The following is an 18565-nucleotide window of genomic DNA, read 5'->3' on the forward strand; positions in this document are numbered from 1 at the left end:
ACCACTTACCTCTATAAACACAGCGGCAATAGTGTAATCTTTTGATGCGGGTCATATTGACTCCGGTCATCAGTGCCGGCTTCTGTGCGGGCGCCTTACCAGTCTGAGCGTCGACAACGTCGTTCGTCAAAACAGTTAAAACAGTTAAAACAGTTAAAACAATAAAAGCTGCAGGCATTCTTATGGAGGTCAAGATGAATCCGCAAACCAAGCACAAACTCGCCACCGCCGTCACCGCGGCCGTTAGACTCGGGGGGCTTGCCGCCCTCACCGCAAGTCTCGCCGCGCGCGCCGAAGATCTCACCGCGACCGAGGCAATAGAAGAGATTTCCGTGGTCGGCACCCATATCAAGGGGCTGGACCTGAAGGGCGCGGTACAGGCCATTCAAATAGACCGGCGTGCTATCGAGGAGTCGGGCGCAGACTCGCTGATCGATCTGATGCGCGATATCAGCGTCACCGGCGGTGGTGGCGGCACGTTCAGTACGTCGACGGCCGGGGCCCTGTCCAGCGACACGCCGGTGGGTGCCGCCGGCGTCTCCCTGCGCGGGCTCGGTACCAGCTCCACCCTGACGCTGATTAACGGCCGCCGCGCTTCAGTTAGCTCCTTTGCCCGCGGGCAGGAGTCTTTTATCGATGTCAATTCCATTCCCCTCGCCGCTATAGAGCGGGTCGAGATACTGCCGGGGGGCGCCTCAGCCACCTACGGTGCCGATGCCGTGGCCGGGGTGGTGAATTATGTGTTGCGCGACGACTACGAGGGCAGCGAGTTTTCCATCAACTACGGCAATTCCAGCGCCGGCAGTGATGAGGGTAGACAGAATATCAATTGGGTCTGGGGCAAAAACACCGAGCGCACCCACACTATGGTGGTGGTGGATTACTTCGATCGCAATGCGCTGTTCGATCGCGATCGCGCCGTCAGTCGCAATTCGGTGCGCCCGAGCCAACAGGGTTTTTATCCCAGTTTCAACGACCTGTTCAGGATGCCTCTCGACCAGACGGAAGAACCCCAAAACGGCGGTTGCCCGACGGCGGACTTCGGCAGCGCCAGACTCGGCGAATTCTGCCTGGTAAACACCAATGCTTTCGTCTCCACGGTGGACGACTACGAGAGTCTGGGGGCTGTCGGTACTTTTAATCTGCGACTCAGCGATAAGACCACCTGGTTCAACGAATTGATGTATCAAAACACCGAGTCCAGGGGCACCTCCTCGCCGGCGAATTTTTCCCGCACCCCGGTAGCGCCGGAAAACCCCAATTTTCCCGCCAGCTTCCGCGCCGACCTGGTGGCGGAGGCCGGTCACGACGACTTCTCGGACTTCGACGGGTTTCCGATCTTTATGTGGGGTAAATATATCGAGCCGCGAGCCGTGGCGGTGGACACGCAAACCATGCGACTGGTCAGTGGCTTTGAAACGGAAATCAAAGGTTGGAGTTTCGAAACCGCGGTCACCTACGGTCGCAGCGAATCGGAACAACGGGGCCTGTCCGGTCTGGTGGTAACGGAAAACTTCTACAATGCCAACCTCGGCAACCTCTGCAGCGACGGCACCACGGTCGAGCGCTGGACGCTGGATTTAAACCGCCCGACAGCGACGTTTAACGGCGGCCCCACCTGTGAAGACCTCGGTAAAACCACGCTCTGGTACAATCCCTTTGGCGGTCAGACGACGCAGGCGGAAGGTATTGACGACTTTATCCGCACCACGGCCAGGCGTGAGGGCGAATCCCAATTGTGGTCTTTTGATGCCATAGCGTCGGGCGATCTCTTCCCGATCGGCGGCAACTATGCCAAAGCGGCGGTGGGCATTGAGTATCGACACGAGGAGGTTGAAGATATACCGGCCGGTATCGCCATTGCCGATACGCTCAACCCCGAACCCATTCTCGGCTTCAGCTCCACTTCATCCGATGCCGAGCGCGACCAATGGGCCGCGTTTGTCGAATTGCATCTGCCGCTGGCCGATAACATCGAGGTACAACTGGCGGGACGCTTCGACGACTACGAGGATTTTGGCAGTGATTTTAATCCGAAGGTAGCCTTTCGCTATGCGCCGGTGGAGGCAGTGGCTTTGCGGGGTAACTGGTCCACTTCCTTTCGTGCACCATCACTGGCACAGGCCGGAGCCGGTACATTGTTGGGCAGCTATACGGTCGACTGCGAAGAAACACCAGAGGCCTGCGGTGGTGATAACACGGCCAACGGGGAGCCGCTTTTCTCAGAGGAATTAGGTAACCGCGATCTGGAGCCGGAGGAGGCAGAGAGCTGGGGATTCGGCCTGCTGCTGACACCGACCGAGGATATCGAGGTATCGATCGATTACTGGAATATTCGTCACGAAGATCTGGTGGGTATCGACGAAGACAACTTTATTGACCGCGCATTAAACGGCGAATTCACTGTTGCCGAGGTAGGGTTGCTGCCCACCGGGGTGCCGGGTGTGGAGGTTGACGGAGACGGCTTCGTGGTCGATGCCCACTTCCAGCTCACCAACCTCGGCTGGCAGGAAACGGACGGTGTGGATATCGCCTATACCCATTACTTCGACGCAACCGGCTACGGCGATTTTACCCTGCTGTTCGATGCCACCTACGTCAACGAGTTTGACCGCCGGGCCAGCGATACGGCGGACATCGACAGTCGGGCGGGCGCATTTCGTTATCCGCGCTGGCTCGCCAATGCCAAGCTGCGCTGGCGCCTGCAGGACTGGCGTGCCTCCCTCAGCGCTAATTACACCCACAGTTACCGGGACGACCCGCCCAACCGGATACTCGATACGCTCGGCATACCCCGGGGCACGGAGGTCACCGTATCGTCCTGGACGTTGTGGAATATGAATCTCAGTTACGAGTTTGACGACCACAACTACCTGCAGCTCAATGTGGATAATCTGTTTGATCGCGAGCCGCCCCGGGTGCTGGGTTCCAGCGCCAATGTCGATCATATCAACCACGATTCACTGGGCCGCTTTATCAGCCTGCGCTATACCTATAGTTTTTAATCGGTACCTGCGGGTTTGTCCCGCACGAGAAGCCGCCAGCAAGAGGAACCGACAGTGATAAACGCCACCGACAGCAGTGGGCATGTGGTACCTGCCAACCGGCAGATGCCCGACACCTATGTGATTCTGTTTTTTGTGGCGCTGTTGGCGTTTGCCCTGACCCACCTGTTGCCGGCCGGGCGTTTTAATGTGGAAGCCGTCGTTTACACATCCGCCGGGGAGAGCGTTTCCCGCACTGTGGTCGATCCCGCGTCGTTTCGCTACCTGGCCGACGGCGACTCGCGCGGTTTGCCGCTGTTTGCCGAGGGCGGTGGGATCGGCCTGTTGAATTTTGTCTTTGAGGGGCTGGTATCGGGCAGCAAGTGGGGGGCCGCCATCGGTGTTATGGCGTTTATCCTGATCACCGGCGGCGCCTTTGGCATTATCCTGAAAACCGGTGTGGTTGAGCAGGCCCTGTTAAAGCTGATTGCGCGCGGCGGCGGTGACGGTAAATATTTGGTTCCCGCGCTGTTTTTTGTCTTCTCGCTCTGCGGTGCCGTATTCGGTATGAGTGAAGAGGCGATAGCGTTTACGCTGCTGGTGGTGCCGGTGATGGTGGCGATCGGCTACGACAGCATTACCGCCGTGCTGGTCACCTATGTGGCCACCCAGATCGGCTTTTCTACATCGTGGATGAACCCGTTTGGGGTTGCCATTGCCCAGGGGATCGCCGGTGTGCCGCTGTTATCGGGCGCCGGTTTTCGGATCGGTGTGTGGAGTTTGTTTACGTGTGTGGGCATGCTCTATGTCATGGGTTATGCCGCGCGGATCAAGCGCCACCCGCAACACTCGCTTGCCTATGTGTCGGATGCCGAATTTCGCCGCCGCAGCCCGGCCCCGATTGCAGGCGCGGCCCTGGGGCCGGCGCATTGGTTGATTCTATTGACTGTTGCCGGTGGCGTCGGCTGGATTGTCTGGGGTGTGGCGTACAAAAGTTATTACCTGCCGGAAATCGCCAGCCAGTTTTTTACCATGGGGCTAGTCGTCGCGTTGATAGCGGTCGCCTTTCGCCTCAACGGCTTTACCGCCAACGATGCCGCGGCGGGATTTCGCGAAGGCGCCCAGCAACTATTGCCGGCGGCGCTGGTGGTCGGCATCGCCAAGGGCATCGTATTGATGCTGGGCGGGGACGATCCCGAGGTGCCCAGCGTGCTAAATACGGTTTTGCATCACGTCGGTGCGCTGGTCGGGGAGTTGCCGAACTGGTTGGCCGCCTGGGGTATGTACCTTTTCCAAAGTGTTTTCAACTTCTTTATCGTTTCCGGTTCCGGGCAGGCGGCGCTGACCATGCCGCTGATGGCGCCGTTATCGGACCTGGTTGGCCTGTCGCGGCAAACGGCGGTGCTCGCCTTTCAACTAGGCGACGGCTTGACCAATATTTTTGTGCCGACATCGGCGGCCCTGATGGGGTGCCTGGGCGCGGCTCGACTGGACTGGGTAATCTGGTTGAAGTTTATCTATAAATTTATGTTGTTGTTGGTGGCCATGGCGAGTGTCTGTGTGATCGGTGCCGTTGTGGTTGCCTACTGAATAGAGGGTTTACGGAAAGCTATGTTGACGTTAATTAGGAATGCCGAGGTATTTTCCCCCGCCCCTCTGGGGTGTCAGGATGTTTTGATCGCCGGCAAATCCATCGCTGCCGTGGGCGGCAATTTGTCTCAGAACCTGCACGGCGAACTCGTGACAACCGTGGATGCAAAAGGCCGGTTGCTGGTGCCGGGCTTTGTCGATTCCCTGGTCCATATCGCCGGTGGTGGCGGCGAAGGGGGCTTTGGCACTCGCACCGAAGGCCTACGCTTTGAAGATGCTGTGCGCGCCGGTGTCACGACCGTGGTCGGGGCGCTGGGCACCGACGCCTGTACCCGCAGTCTGCGCGACCTCTATGGCAAGTCACGGCAATTGAGCGACAACGGTTTGACGTGTTATATCCATACCGGTTCCTATGAAATTCCACCGCGCACCCTGACCGGCTCGGCCAGGGACGATATCGTTTTGATTGACAGTGTTATCGGCGTCGGCGAGGTGGCGATTGCCGATCACCGTTCTTCCCAACCAACTGTGGCGGAGCTGGCAAAACTGGCGGCGGATGTGCATGTGGCCGGTCTGTTGTCGGGCAAGCCGGCGGTGGTGAGTGTCCACGTTGGTGACGGCCGCCAGCATCTGCTTTTGCTCAATCAGGTACTCGACGACACCGAGTTGCCGATCAGGTTGTTTTATCCGACCCATATCAACCGCAGTAAAGAACTGCTGGCCGCAGGCTGGGCTTTTGCCAAACGGGGGGGGGCGATTGATTTTACCACCAGCACTACCGAGGTGATCCTCGAGATGGGTGAGATTAAAGCGTGCACGGCTTTGCGCCGGTCACTGGAGCAGGGGGTTGCACTGGAGCAGATTACCCTGTCGTCGGATGCCCAGGGTTCGCTGCCGCATTTTAATGCGCAAGGCAACCTGGACGGGCTGGAAGTCGGCGCAATCGGCAGCTTGCACAGGGCGGTAACAGAGGCGGTAACCCTTGAAGGCGTACCCTTTGCCAGCGCCTTGGCGACGGTTACAGCCAATCCGGCCCGCATACTGGGTCTGGGTGAGAAAGGGTGTATCGCGGTGGGTAGAGACGCGGATTTACAGTTATTGGACCCGGCCACATTGGTTGTGGACAGTGTGATGGCGCGGGGAAACTGGTTGTTGAAAGAGGGCGAGCTGACAGTTCGCACACCGTTTGAGCGTGGCGGTGATACGTCGCTTTAGGAAGGGTGCGAGCCAGGGGAGTGCCACTCGGCGCGGGCCGCGCCGGTACAGGGTATTTTTTAGCCTTCCGGTAGGTGGGCCTCTGCGGTCAGGACCTGCTTGCTACTACACCCTGCTACTGGCACGGGATTCCAGTGTGGGGCTAAAAAACACCCTGCACCACCCCGCCCCTGGTTGGGCAGATGCTGCAAGTCGGCACACAATCGAGGGACGCCTGCAACTTTGCTACTTAAGCGCATGTCGCCGGGTTAGCACAATGCGGTAAATCTTAGTCAGTTGCTAAGTTGCAGGCGTCCCTCAAGATGCAGGCGGGAAGGCCCGACGGGGGTGCGTCCCGAATGGCACTGCCTTAAGCAAAAGTGTGCCAATTGATCGACCCCAATTAAGCGTACTGAAGGGAGGTCTGGCTCTGGCTGAAGCCTGCAGAAACTCTCGACAGCAGGGATGCTGTCGGGAAGCTCCCAGGGATGGGTTCACAGCGTGTTTCTGCAGGCTTCAGCCAGAGCCAGACCGTTCAAGTGGCACATATTTGCTTAAGGCAGTGCCATTCCAGGCGTCCCTCAAGACGCGCAGCCGCCGGGGCGACAGGCAAGCTTGCGCCCGATCGGGGCCGCGCACCCCACCGAGCCGTGGCGTGGCGCATTACGGGATAGAGGCAGGCCGACCGCGTTAAAGCAGTGAGCCTTAGTTCCGATTTTTAACTCAATAATCAGTAAGGATAAAGCCGTGCCATTGATCGCAGTCCACCGGGAGAGTTGTTTTATGTCGCTATACAAATTAACCGCTATCGGGAGTTTGCTGTTGGCGTTGCTCGGCACCGGCGCGGCAACCGCCGCAACCGATAGTCCGGTTTCGATCGGCAAATTGCTTATCGTGGGCGGTGCCCTGCAGCGGGATAACGAAGCTATTTACCGGGCCTTTCTCAACAGTTTGCCTCGCCCCGACGGCGACCCTATTGCAATTGTGCCGGTGGCTTCAGGCCAGCCCGTAAAGTCCGCACAGACTTTTCGCGAACACCTGATCGGTTACGGTGTTGCACCCGAGCGTGTGATTATAGTGCCGCTTGCAGTAAAGGATGATCCATCGACCGCCGCGGTCAATGAGTCGGCCTGGCGCAAGGCCGCCTACGATCAGCAAGTGGTCGGGCGTCTGCAGGGGGTGGGAGGCGTCTGGTTTACCGGCGGCGATCAAATGCGTATCGCCACCAGCTTGCTCGACCAAAACAGCAGCGATTCGCCGCTGTTGCGGCGCCTGCGGGAGATGCTGGCGGCGGGCGCCGTTATCGGCGGCACCAGCGCCGGCGCCGCGATGATGAGCGATCCGATGATCGCCGCCGGCGATAGCCTGACCGCATTGAATTTCGGATTTGCCAGTAGCTATGCCGCTATCGATGAGCAGGAGAAAGGCAGGCTGTTTTTGAGTGCGGGCCTGGGCTTTTTCACCGCTGGCCTGGTGGATCAACATTTCGATCGCAAGGCCCGACTCGGTCGGCTGGCGCTGGCGTTGACAAAAATGCCGTCGCCGCGACGCCTGGGGTTTGGTGTTGACGAAAATTCCGCCATGCTGGTGAGTATCAAGGCGCGCCGTTTTCGGGTTATCGGTCCCGGCAATGTTACCGTACTCGATGGGCGCCGCGCCGTTTTCAGCGTTGATGACAACCGACTGAAAGCGGAACACCTGCAAATACATGTGTTGTCCGACGGCGATGTTTTCAATATCGCCAACGCTCAGGCAATGATCGCCGCGGATAAAAAACCGGTGGTGGGCAACGAAGCTTTTGCCTATCGGCCCCACAGCGGTGGAGGTATTGCCGTCGGCAACCCGCGTGTCGACCAGATTCTGGGTTTTGACCTGCTCGACAACAGCCGCACCACCCGTGTTGAGCGCTACAGCTTTACCGGTGCCGGGCATGGCGTTATCTACCGGTTTCGCCAGACGGATCACAGCATGGGCTACTGGCGCTATGACAACGCCGGCAGGGATCAGTATACGGCACTGAATGTGTTGTTCGATATTATCCCGGTCAACCTGAGTGTCGAGCCGCTGCCCCAGCGCTGATGCTGCCGATGTGTCGAACCCATCCGTCGGCGGGAAGACGACGAGCCTGACACGTCACTCGATCCACAACACAGGCACCAAGCGGCAGTTTTAGCGCTTGCCGGCGCACTATTCGGGCTGGAGGGCAGTCACCGTTAGCGCGAGTCGTTCCGACAGGCCGCTACCATCAACATTAATAACAAACAGGTGGAATACTATGATCAGGTTTTCTTTAAAGCAGCTCCCCGGGTTTTTAACTGTGGTATTCGTGTTTTTTCTGTCGTCACTCAATGCTCTCGCCTGTATTTCGAGTGAATCGGAAAACAACGATCGCACCAGCCGTGCAGATGGTCCGTTGTGCGATGGGCAGCCGGTGCAGGCCGCGCTTGGCAGTAGACGTGATAGCGACTGGTTCTGGCTCGATATTGATGCCGGCACGGCGTTGCATATTACCCTCGATCACAGCACGGCCGATGACTTTGACTGGCGGCTTGAAAATGAGGCCGGCGACGTAGTGTTTGCAGCGGCGACAGCCGCAGTGCCGGAAACAGGAACGGTGGCAGTGGCGCCGGGTCGCTACTACCTGCGCGTGAACAGTTACTCCGGTAGTGGTTGGTACGACCTGACGGTGCAATACAGCCAGACCGCAAACTGCGAAACCGGAGCGACACCGGCAATCCCCGCCGATCTTGTTAGCTGGTCGGTGGGCAGCGACATCGATGCCTGCCCGGCACTGGCAGGCACACCGGGTCTGTTGCTGGCGGGGGGCGGCAGCGATGTGGATGCCGCATTCAGCCAGCGGGTAAAACCTCATATGAAAGGGGGCGACGTAGTGGTATTGCGCAGCACCGGCAGTGACGGTTACAACACATACCTGCGCAATCTGCTGCATGCCAACTCCGTGACCACGCTGCGGGTCGACAGCCGTGCCAAGGCCAATAGCGACTACGTCGACTTCAAAATACGCCATGCCGAATTTGTTTTCTTCGCCGGCGGCGACCAGTCGGACTACCTGAATCTATGGGATAACACCAAGCTTGAAACGGCTGTTGCCACGGTCTATGCCCGGGGCGGGGTGGTCGGGGGCACCTCGGCCGGTGCTGCGGTGTTGGGTGAATATATCTACGACCCCGACAATACGCCGGGGATAAGAAGCGCGGAGGCGGTTACCGATTTTTGTCACAGTTACCTCAACTTCTCCACGGGATTTCTCGATATTCCGCTGATGCGCGGTATTGTTAACGACACACATTTTTACGAGCGCGACCGCCTCGGCCGCCTGTTGGTGTTTATGGCCAGTCATCGACCCGGCACCACGGGTATCGGTATCGATGAAGGCACCGCTTTATTTGTCAGTGCCGGCGGGCAGGCCAGCGTCGACGGCAGCGGGTATGTTTATGTGATCCGTGAAGACAGTCAATCGCAGCGGCTGCAGACGACTTGCCGGCAGCCTGTGCTTTACCGGGATTTATTGCGGTACCGGCTGGGGGCGGGGGATACTTTCAATCTGATAACAGGGAACACGGCGGTGGCTCCCGTCAGGGTATCTGTCGATGGTCGTTTATCGAACTTCTATGCCCCGTCCAACCCTTATTGATAGACGATTGAATGGGTACTCCGATTCAGCGGTCCGGACACAGTCTAACATCTCGCAAACCGGTAACGCACTGCCTCGCCGGTTGGTTAGGATCTGCAAACTGATCTCAATGACGGCGTCAGAGAGTTTTGCATTCGAAGTCATTTTGTGCCAGAGTTAGGCGTTTTGAGGCTCGTAGGCTTTTCCCCTGCGGTAGCTGGCCGACAATCATTCGGAGGGTAAGCGCATGGAGAGAATACCGCTGTTGCTATTGCCGGGCACGCTTTGCGATGCGCGGCTCTGGCGGCATCAACAACAGGCCCTGGCGGACCTGGCCGCCGCTGTAGTAATGCCGGTGGGCACAGACTCCAGTCTGGGCGCGCTGGCTGAAAATATTCTCCGACAGGCGCCGCCGAGATTTGCACTGGCAGGGCTGTCATTCGGCGGTATCCTGGCGTTTGAGATTCTCCGCCGAGCCCCGCAGCGCATCAGCCATCTGGCACTGCTGGACACCAATGCCCGTGCCGATACGAGCGTGGGCACCGAGGCCAAGCGCGAGCAGTTGGAGCTCGCCGCCGAGCGCGGACTGGAAACGCTGTTGCGGGAAAAACTGATCCCTGCTTATCTGTTTCCCGCGCACCTGGCAAACGACGAACTGGTGCAAACCATCGTGGATATGGCGTTGGACAGTGGTATCGACGTCTTCAAAAACCAGGTGCAGGCGGTTGTCGAACGCCCCGACAGCCTTGGCGATCTCGCCGGTATCCACTGTCCGACCCTGGTGTTGTGCGGCAGACAAGACGGTCTGTGCCCACCGGATCGACATGAGGAAATGGCGGCCCGAATACCCAATGCAAACCTGTGCATTGTGGAAAACTGCGGCCATCTGTCGACTCTGGAGCAGCCTGCCGCCGTGAACGCGGCGCTGCGTGAGTGGTTAACCCGTAAACCTTTGCGGTAAGTTGTTGCTCCACCACAGGGAAAGGTTTACTGCACTTTGAAGCCCCGTCCCGGCGCAGCGTTGCTTACCTGCTGTGAGCGTTCTTGCCGTCATATATCTGCCGCCAGACAGGATTCCACGCCTTCTTGCATTCGCAGTCATATTGTCGGAATATGCCCTCTACAACCCGACAACACAGGCGATTTCGAAGTTCCGGTATGAGTGACCATCAAGACAATTATCAGGACCACAAAGCGTTGGTTCTGGACTATTACCGCGCACTGGAAGACGCCACGGCGGAAACTGTAGGCGCAGTGCTGGCGCAATATACCAGCGACGATTACCAGTGGTTCGGCGTTCACCCCTTTCACGAACAACGCGGCAGTGAGGCGGTTGCCGAGGTGTTCTGGAAACCTTTCTACCGCGCCTGGTCGGACGTGCAGCGCCGCCAGGATATCTTTATGGCCGGCACCAGCGAAATTGACGGGGCCCAATGGGTTACCAGCATGGGCCATTTGATGGGCCTGTTGGACCAGCCGTGGTTGGGAATTCCGGCAACTCGCCGGCTGGCACTGCTGCGTTATGCGGACTTCAACTGTATCCGCAACGGCCGTATCTGCCGCACCGGTTTCTTTTGCGACCTTATCGGGGTGATGCAACAGGCGGGCGTCAATCCGCTGCCGCCGCAGACCGGTGCGGCATTTGTGTGCCCTGGGCCCAGAACGCAGGACGGCCTGCTTTACGAGCAACAGGATGCCGGCGCATCGGCGCAGACCCTGGCGCTGGTCAACCGCATGATCGGCGATCTCAGTGAACTCAACCTCAGCGGCGACGATCGCTGTCCGCCCGAATACCTGGCGCGCACCTGGCATAAGGATATGTGCTGGTACGGTCCGGCGGGCATCGGCGCCACCTACACCATTCCCCGCTACCAGGCGCAGCACCAGTACCCGTTTCGCCAGGGCCTGACGGGCAAAACCTACAACGGCCACGTGTGCCGATTTGCCGAGGGCAACTACGCCGGCTTTTTCGGCTGGCCCAATCTCACCAACACTGCCAGTGGCGGTTTCCTCGGCCTGCCGGGCAACGATGTTCAGGCCGATATGCGGGTGGTCGATATCTACCGGCGCCAGGGCGACAAACTGGCGGAGAACTGGGTGCTGATCGATCTGCCTTACTGGCTGCAACAGCAGGGCCTGGATATTCTGGCCCGCATGCGGGCACTGGCGGGTACCTAGGGGCGTCTTGGTGTGGCCATTCCCATTGTATTGCGGTTGTATTAGGATGCCGTGATAACTGCCTGCGGCACCGGCGCATTTGGGGTGGGCAATTCAAGCCGGACATTGCGATTGAAACCCAGAACTGAGTGGTTGAGAGTATGACCGACACCAGCGTAAAGAACCGGCGCAGCGCCCGCAACGGCAAGTCGGCGACCCAGTCCCGCAAGCCGGGGATGACCGAGTCGGGTAAGCGGGTGACATCCTACGATGTGGCCAGGGTGGCGGGCGTGTCGCAGTCGGCCGTGTCGCGCTGCTTTAAACCCGGCGCCAGCGTCTCAAAGAAAATGCGCGACAAGGTTATGACCGTCGCCAGGGAGCTGGGCTTTCAACCCAACGCCATCGCCCGCAGCCTGATCACCCGCCGCTCCAATATGGTGGCGGTGATTATCAATAATTTCACCAATCTCTATTACCCGGAACTGCTGGTGCAACTGAGCCGCGGCTTCGATCGGCGCGGCGTGCACGTGCTGCTGTTTACCCTCGAGCAGGAGAGCGATGTCGACAAGATGCTGGACCAGGTCTGGCAGTACCAGGTCGACGGTGTTATTTCCGCGGCGCGCCTGTCCCGCGAGCAGGTGACTTTTTTCGAGGAGCGCGGCGTGCCGCTGGTGTTCTATAACCGGGCGCTGCAAGATTTTCCGGTCAGCGCTATTTGTTGTAACCAGGAGGAGGGGGAGCGGCTGTTGGTCAACAGGCTCCACACCGCCGGTCATCGCTCCTTTGGCGTGATCGGCGGGCCCACCGATTCCGTGGTCAGTTACCAGCGCACCCACGGCGCCCTCGACCGGCTGCGGGAGCTGGGTGTTAAAAATGTGCCGGTGGTTGAAGGCGATTACAGCTACGACAGTGGTCGCGCCGCTTTTCGCGAACTGCTGCAGGGTATGAAAAAGGCGCCGGACGCCGTGATCTGCGCCAACGATGTGATGGCGATCGGCTGCATGGATGCGGCGCGCCATGAGTTCGCCATAAGCGTGCCGGAGGCGCTGTCGGTAGTGGGTTTTGACGGTACCGCCACCGGCGCCTGGTCCAGCTACCGTTTGACCACTATCGACCAGCCCCTGGAAATCATGGCCGAGGCGGCGGTGAATATGCTGTTGGAGCGGGTCGAAAACCCGGAGCTGCCTCCCGAGCAGCGCACCTTCAGCGGCGTTCTGCTGGAGGGTGAGTCGGCGCGTCTAGATTAAATCAGACAATGGCGCTGGGACTATCTGAGCGGCAACAACTTGATAATCCCTGGTTTATTTGAAGCTTTAATTTAACCTTAAACAAACACACCGCATATGATATAGACAATCCGCGTTAAAAATAGTAACACTTAGTTCGTTCGTGAAACTTCACTCATCCTCGTGGTAAAGGGGTTGCCCAAATCAGGCGTAAAATAAGCACCGCCTAACCCTGCGGCTTCAATCGCATCTTTCACGCTTTGCTGACAAATAACCGATTGATAGAGATCAAACTCTGTTTTAAAAATAGCAAAATCTTTTACGCAGTCCTCGTGAAACGCTATTGCGAGGGTATCATTCCATTCATTCTTGCGAGATACATCTGTATTTAGACCCCCGACGCTTTCGGCAACGCTCAACGGGTTAAAAATATAACCCTGCCCCCGTTCATAGGTCACAGACAAAAACTCTCCGTCATTTTCAATTAAAGGCTTGAGCACTTCATACGCCTTAGTGCTCAAGAACAATTTACCCTTAAAGGGCATAATGTCAGCGATCTTATCTCCAGTTAGCCCTTCGCTATTATCCGATAAATTGACGCTCAACCCCTGCCATCTGTCTTTATAAACTAGCGGTTCACACGTCAGGTCAATATGCTTTTTAGGATTGCGGCCCTGCTTGGCCCGCACTTCTTGACGGTCAAAACCGATAAAAGCATAGTGATCCGTATCTGGATACATTGAATATAGTGCCATAGGAATTACGCCACCTTTCTCTTAGGCCATGCTTCGGGGGGTAACGCACCGGATTGCAAGAAGGTGCGAACTTGCCTGAGTGCTACTATTAAATCATCCAGGCCATTAATCACCTGAACATTAATATACTTTTCCAGCCACGCATAGTACCGGGGATTGTGAAGCCCTTGGTGTGGAACTGCTTCGCTCAACCATTTTGGCATATATCGGCGCGTATCATAGGTGCGGGGCAACCAGCAACCGTTACGAGGATCATCAATACGCATCAGACACCAAGCCATTACTGCGCGCATGGGCGCTGCAAGCTTGTGTTTGCCTGACACCATTGCGTGACAATCACAGGAAGAGCAAGGTCGGGTATCCCCTGATGCCTCCATATACCCGGCCATGCGTTTGGAACTGTGGCCTTCATTCTCTAGATCCGTCTCTGTCATATCGACGGCACAAACACGGTATGAGTCGATACCATCCTGAACGCTTGCTTGTATTCGTACAACATTAAGATCGGACAATGTAGGGTTTTCAAGGGTAGAAAAATGCTCTATTGCCAGATCAACGCGGGTTTTCTCGTAAGCTTTCAAGGTATAGGCTGGAATGGGCATATAACGTTCCTATTATCCAACTGAGAGTATAAGGCACTCCGATGCAGTTCATCTTGCCTCCCCTACAATTTGTGATATTGCAGGGCTTATCGTCCGTTTGCTTAGCTTCATCCCAGCAAAAGCATGTCGGCCATTCATACTAGCTCATTGGGGCACACCCTATATATGAATTGTGACGACACAGATCATATATCTGGCGCAATACAGCAAGGTTGAGCGGTTACAATCCGACAAAGAACACCGAGTATCACTTTATCAGACGCCAGTAAAACAATATTTGAACGGCTATCTTCCAAGTGTGCATACTATTTCTGGCCCACATATGGCCCATATCTTACAGACAAAAAAAGCCTGCGACTCAGCATGGATTTAAACTGTTGACTTTAAAATAAATGTTGGCTAAGCAGCAGTATTTGAAGCGACGGCCGCCACATCCCCAATCGTAACGATGGCTAGAACCAACAGACTGGTCAGATAGCATAAATTTGATTCAGAGAATGCTAGTCAGGCCCAAGCTGCTTTTAATACTTGATTTTGCATCCGAAGTACATTTCAATAGCAGCAACGCACTAGCCGCAATACAAAGCCTATGTACGGTTAACCCTACGGTTTTAGAGAAGGTTTGGAGACCCCTGCAATGGACAACCCCACCACTGACACCAAACCGGCATTCCGCCAGCGCCTGTTACAGGGAGAGCCGCTGATCGGCACCTTTGTGAAGACTCCGTCGCCCATTGTCTGCGAGATCCTGGGCCTGACTCCGCTGGATACGATCTGCATCGACGCTGAGCATGCACCTTTCGGCCGTCTGGAACTGGACGGCTGCCTGCTGGCGCTGCGCGCCGCACAGATGCCGGCACTGGTGCGGGTACCCTCGGCGGCGCCGGCCGAGTTGGCCAATGCCCTCGACTGCGGTGCCACCGGCGTGGTGGTGCCCCATGTATGCAGCGCCGCCGAAGCACAGGCATTGGCTCAAGCGGCACGCTATGGGCGCGGCGGGCGCGGCTACGCCGGTTCCCCCCGGGCGGCCGGTTACACTACCAAATCCATGGCTGCTCACAAAGCAGACAGCGCGGCGCAAACCACGGTGATTGCGCAGATCGAGGATATCGAGGCCGTCGATGCCATCGATGAGATTGCCGCCGTGGCGGGTATCGATTGTCTGTTTGTGGGGCGTATTGACCTGACCGTTGCCCTGGGTGCCGACAGCCCCAATGATCCGGCGGTGATAGCCGCGGTAGAAAAAGTCTGTGCTGCCGGCCGCGCCGCCGGCAGGCCGGTGGGCATGTTCGTGCCCAACGTGGAGGAGGCCGCACACTGGCGCAAACAGGGCGCGAGTCTGTTCTTATTGTCCTCTGATCACATATTTATGCTGCGTGGCGCCGGCGATCTGGCAGCGTCGTTTCGCGGGAGTGAGGCTCGATAGCGCCGCCCGGCTTCCCGGTAGCCGCTGCATAACTGTCAAGTCACTGCGGTGCATTCAATTGCGCTGATCGGTTTATCACACGCCTCGCCAGGTCCGACACTGATGAAGCCGTTTCCAGCAAGACAAGGAGGCAAGCCGTAAAGATGATTTGCAGTGATAGGTTGTCACAATGACTGATAATGATGTGAGGTAAAGCCATGAAAGGCGCGCGACCGCCGCAGGCACAACTAACGCAAGACAACGATCTGAGTAAAACGCAGGAAACCCTCCAGGTTGTCGATGCCATGGTCGACGCCCTGAACGACCACGATATCGATCATATGCACCGCTTTTTCAGTGAGTCCTTCCGCTGGATTGGCAATGCGGGCTGCGGTTTCAAACAGGGGCTGCACGAATTTCAGGACCATTGGCAACGCCCGTTTCAGGCTGCCTTCTCCGACAAGGTCTGTATCGATGAAGCACGTATCGCGCAGGGCCAGTGGTGCGCGGCCTTCGGTCGGCAGGAGGCTGTCCATACGGGCAACTTTATGGGCATCCCGCCGACCCAAAAACGGGTGGAAATTCGCTATATGGATTTTTGGAAAGTGGAGGACGGCAAAATCGTCGACAACTGGGTCATGGTGGACTTCCCCTATGTGATGCAGCAACTCGGTGTCGACCCGTTCAACGGCCGCGGCTGGGAGCGCCTCGATGCGGCTAGCATGCCGGTGCGCAGCGGCGCTGACTCAGAGGCGGGCAGCGTGTGACCCGCGATAGTCATTCCGCCCATAAACGCTACCTGGAACCCTTGCGCCGGGCGCTATACGATTTCGATCCCGCCACTGTCAAAGAGGTTCTCGCCCGGACTTTCCACCGCGCAGCCGATATCCACCTGGCTTACCCTTTCGACGACCTGGATGGCGCCGGTGAACTCTATGCGCGAGTATTCGCACCGCTGCACAAGGCGCTGCCCGACCTGGAGCGTCGCGATACCATCGTGATTGCCGGCGCTGTCGGAGATCGGCACTGGGTCGGTTGCTGCGGTTTCTATACCGGCACCTTTGTCGGTCCCTGGCTCGATATTGCACCGACCGGACGCCAGGTCGCCATGCGCTGCCACGAGTTTTTCCGTTTTGAAGGGGAGCGGGTAGTGGAGATGCAGGCGCTTTGGGATATCCCCGAATTGATGATGCAGGCCAATGCCTGGCCGATGGTGCCCGCACTCGGACGCGAATGGCAGGTGCCGGGCCCGGCCACCCAGGACGGACTGGTGCAAGCCCCGACTGCGGCCCCGCACTCCCGGCGCAGTCTGGAACTGGTTACCGATATGCTGTCAGCACTTGGCAATTTTGCCGCCGGCGGTGTGGCGGCGATGCGGCTGGCCGACTACTGGCATCCGCGCTGCAACTGGTACGGGCCGGCGGGCATTGGCTCCGCCCGGGGTATAGACGGCTTTCGCAACCGGCACCAGATACCTTTCTTAAATGCCATGCCCGATCGGGTCGGCAATGCCGGCGAGGGCAACCTGTTTGCCGAGGGTGACTATGTTGGGTTTACGGCCTGGCCCGGGATGCGTATGAGCATCACCGGCGATGGTTGGTTGGGGATAGCGCCGGCGGGTCAGAAGATCACCCTGCGCAGCCTTGACTTTTGGCGTTGCGAGCAGGGTATGATCCGGGAGAACTGGGTACTGGTGGACCTGTTGGATGCCTACCGCCAACTCGGTGTCGATGTATTTGCCCGGCTGCGGGAATTTGCGAAAACCGGTTAGCGTTAACGGGCCCTAGTGTGACGGCTCGGCCAGCACAACCTGGTAGTCGTCGAGGGCCGTCCACAGCGCCGGATGGGTGATCAGCGGGGTGACACTCAGCACTGACAGTTTATCGATTGCCCGATCGAAGATGGCGGCACAGTTGTGCCCGGTGAACCGCGACTGGTACAGAAACCCGGCGGCTTCGGGCAGTGTGTTCTGGACCGCGGTGGCCAGGGCGCGGCCGGCGGCGTGGTTGGCATCGTGGGTTACCGCCGTTGGCGCGCCGATGCGAATCAAGCCGTCGCCACGCAGGTCTACCAGCGGCAGCGCCGCGGTCGCGGCCAGCCTCACGACGAGGCGGGTGCGGACTTCGCGCAGGGCGAGAAGGCGCCGCTTGACCCGGGTGAAGCGATTGCGAATCATACTTTCCCACACGGCACAGGCGACATTGTCGGCAGCATAGAGCACCGCGAATTTGCCGCGGTGATCACTGAAGCGGCTCGGCGCCACCGCGACCCCCAGGGGCGTGTCGCGGTGGCGTGCGTGGGTGACGCGATACAGGCTGGTGAGATGGAAGGATTTGAGTTGCCGACTGATCTGGACGGGGTCGTAACTACCACTCACGCAAAATCGCCGTGACCGTACCCGATCGCAGCGGCTTCGACCTCATCGATACAGCCCTTGTGCAGTCTGCTCAGCGGGGTCGCGCCGCTCAGCGCAGGGCTCGGCGTAGTGAGCCAGAGCCAGGCCGAGTAGCCGTCGTCAAACAGGGGGATGATCCGCGCCAGACCTGGCAGCGGTCGGCGGCGGTTGTCGAGCTGGACCGCCGGAAAGACATAGCCGCGCTTGGCGCTCTCCCAGCCGATCAGCCGGCCTTTCTTCAGCCAGTTATGGACGGTCTGGCGGCTCTTGAGTCCGGCCAGGGCCGCGAGTTCATCTGAGGTAAGCAGCTTCTCTCTCTTGCCGGGACGTGTCAGCGCCAGCAGCCGGCGCTCGGCTTCGGCGGTATCCACCGGTGGGTCCGGCTCGCTGCCGATGGCCTCGATAGGCGGTTTGTCCGTTGTCCCTTCGGCCGGGGCGGCTTCGTCAACCGGACCCCTGCCAACCAGGGCATTGCCCGCCACCGCCAGCGCCGAGACCACGGCACCGGGGTGGGCGATCAGCGCCTCTACTACGCTGTCACTTAAGTCTTTGGCGGCGTCCTCTACCACAGATGTTAACTCCTCGACGGATTTGCGCTTGGCGTGGCCCACGATACCTCTCCC

At 58.3% G+C, this 18565-nt stretch carries 15 protein-coding genes; 11 read left to right on the top strand and 4 right to left on the bottom strand.

What is annotated here, in order from left to right; translation table 11 throughout:
• Positions 1 to 194: 194 nt before the first annotated feature.
• From FKG94_RS08700 to FKG94_RS08735, 8 genes are all read left to right on the top strand, one after another.
• The gene (locus FKG94_RS08700) at positions 195 to 3005 is read left to right on the top strand and encodes a TonB-dependent receptor (RefSeq protein ID WP_142903837.1); all 2811 of its coding nucleotides are present in this window, start codon (positions 195 to 197) and stop codon (positions 3003 to 3005) included.
• A gap of 54 nt (positions 3006 to 3059) precedes the next feature.
• Positions 3060 to 4574 carry a putative basic amino acid antiporter YfcC gene (yfcC, locus tag FKG94_RS08705; protein WP_246125046.1) on the top strand — a complete coding sequence of 505 codons (1515 nt, stop codon included), beginning with the start codon at positions 3060 to 3062 and terminating at the stop codon, positions 4572 to 4574.
• A 21-nt stretch (positions 4575 to 4595) separates the two neighbouring features.
• Entirely contained in the window at positions 4596 to 5789 is a 1194-nt protein-coding gene (gene iadA / locus FKG94_RS08710; protein WP_142903838.1) for a beta-aspartyl-peptidase, read from the top strand.
• 762 nt (positions 5790 to 6551) lie between these two features.
• Positions 6552 to 7847, top strand: a complete 1296-nt coding sequence (locus FKG94_RS08715) for a cyanophycinase (protein ID WP_142903839.1) — start codon at positions 6552 to 6554, stop codon at positions 7845 to 7847.
• A 196-nt stretch (positions 7848 to 8043) separates the two neighbouring features.
• Entirely contained in the window at positions 8044 to 9423 is a 1380-nt protein-coding gene (locus tag FKG94_RS08720; RefSeq protein ID WP_142903840.1) for a cyanophycinase, read from the top strand.
• Between the two features lie 226 nt (positions 9424 to 9649).
• A complete protein-coding gene (locus FKG94_RS08725; RefSeq protein WP_142903841.1) occupies positions 9650 to 10363 on the top strand; it encodes an alpha/beta fold hydrolase in 714 nt (237 codons plus the stop codon).
• A gap of 197 nt (positions 10364 to 10560) precedes the next feature.
• Positions 10561 to 11580, top strand: coding sequence for a nuclear transport factor 2 family protein (locus tag FKG94_RS08730; protein ID WP_142903842.1), 1020 nt, complete (start codon positions 10561 to 10563; stop codon positions 11578 to 11580).
• 140 nt (positions 11581 to 11720) lie between these two features.
• Positions 11721 to 12806: a LacI family DNA-binding transcriptional regulator gene (locus FKG94_RS08735; RefSeq protein ID WP_218943484.1), complete on the top strand. Its 1086-nt coding sequence runs from the start codon at positions 11721 to 11723 to the stop codon at positions 12804 to 12806.
• A gap of 131 nt (positions 12807 to 12937) precedes the next feature.
• Here FKG94_RS08735 and FKG94_RS08740 read toward each other — a convergent pair whose 3' ends face one another.
• Together FKG94_RS08740 and FKG94_RS08745 are read right to left on the bottom strand one after the other, a co-directional pair.
• On the bottom strand, positions 12938 to 13540 hold the full coding sequence (locus tag FKG94_RS08740) for an imm11 family protein (protein WP_142903843.1): 603 nt from the start codon (positions 13538 to 13540) through the stop codon (positions 12938 to 12940).
• Between the two features lie 5 nt (positions 13541 to 13545).
• Complete coding sequence (locus FKG94_RS08745; RefSeq protein WP_142903844.1) at positions 13546 to 14142, bottom strand: AHH domain-containing protein; 597 nt, start codon at positions 14140 to 14142, stop codon at positions 13546 to 13548.
• Between the two features lie 637 nt (positions 14143 to 14779).
• Here FKG94_RS08745 and FKG94_RS08750 point away from each other — a divergent pair.
• From FKG94_RS08750 to FKG94_RS08760, 3 genes are all read left to right on the top strand, one after another.
• A complete protein-coding gene (locus tag FKG94_RS08750) occupies positions 14780 to 15568 on the top strand; it encodes an HpcH/HpaI aldolase family protein (RefSeq protein ID WP_142903845.1) in 789 nt (262 codons plus the stop codon).
• A 197-nt stretch (positions 15569 to 15765) separates the two neighbouring features.
• Positions 15766 to 16314: an ester cyclase gene (locus FKG94_RS08755; protein WP_142903846.1), complete on the top strand. Its 549-nt coding sequence runs from the start codon at positions 15766 to 15768 to the stop codon at positions 16312 to 16314.
• Positions 16311 to 17318: an ester cyclase gene (locus FKG94_RS08760; RefSeq protein WP_142903847.1), complete on the top strand. Its 1008-nt coding sequence runs from the start codon at positions 16311 to 16313 to the stop codon at positions 17316 to 17318. Before FKG94_RS08755 ends, FKG94_RS08760 begins: the two co-directional genes overlap by 4 nt.
• A gap of 12 nt (positions 17319 to 17330) precedes the next feature.
• Here the strand turns inward: FKG94_RS08760 and FKG94_RS08765 are convergent, their stop codons facing one another.
• Both FKG94_RS08765 and FKG94_RS08770 read right to left on the bottom strand, forming a co-directional pair.
• The gene (locus FKG94_RS08765; RefSeq protein WP_142903848.1) at positions 17331 to 17924 is read right to left on the bottom strand and encodes an RES family NAD+ phosphorylase; all 594 of its coding nucleotides are present in this window, start codon (positions 17922 to 17924) and stop codon (positions 17331 to 17333) included.
• Complete coding sequence (locus tag FKG94_RS08770; protein WP_142903849.1) at positions 17921 to 18553, bottom strand: helix-turn-helix domain-containing protein; 633 nt, start codon at positions 18551 to 18553, stop codon at positions 17921 to 17923. Before FKG94_RS08770 ends, FKG94_RS08765 begins: the two co-directional genes overlap by 4 nt.
• Between the last annotated feature and the right edge of the window lie 12 nt (positions 18554 to 18565).

Source organism: Exilibacterium tricleocarpae, assembly GCF_007004655.1.
Classification (GTDB): domain Bacteria; phylum Pseudomonadota; class Gammaproteobacteria; order Pseudomonadales; family Cellvibrionaceae; genus Exilibacterium; species Exilibacterium tricleocarpae.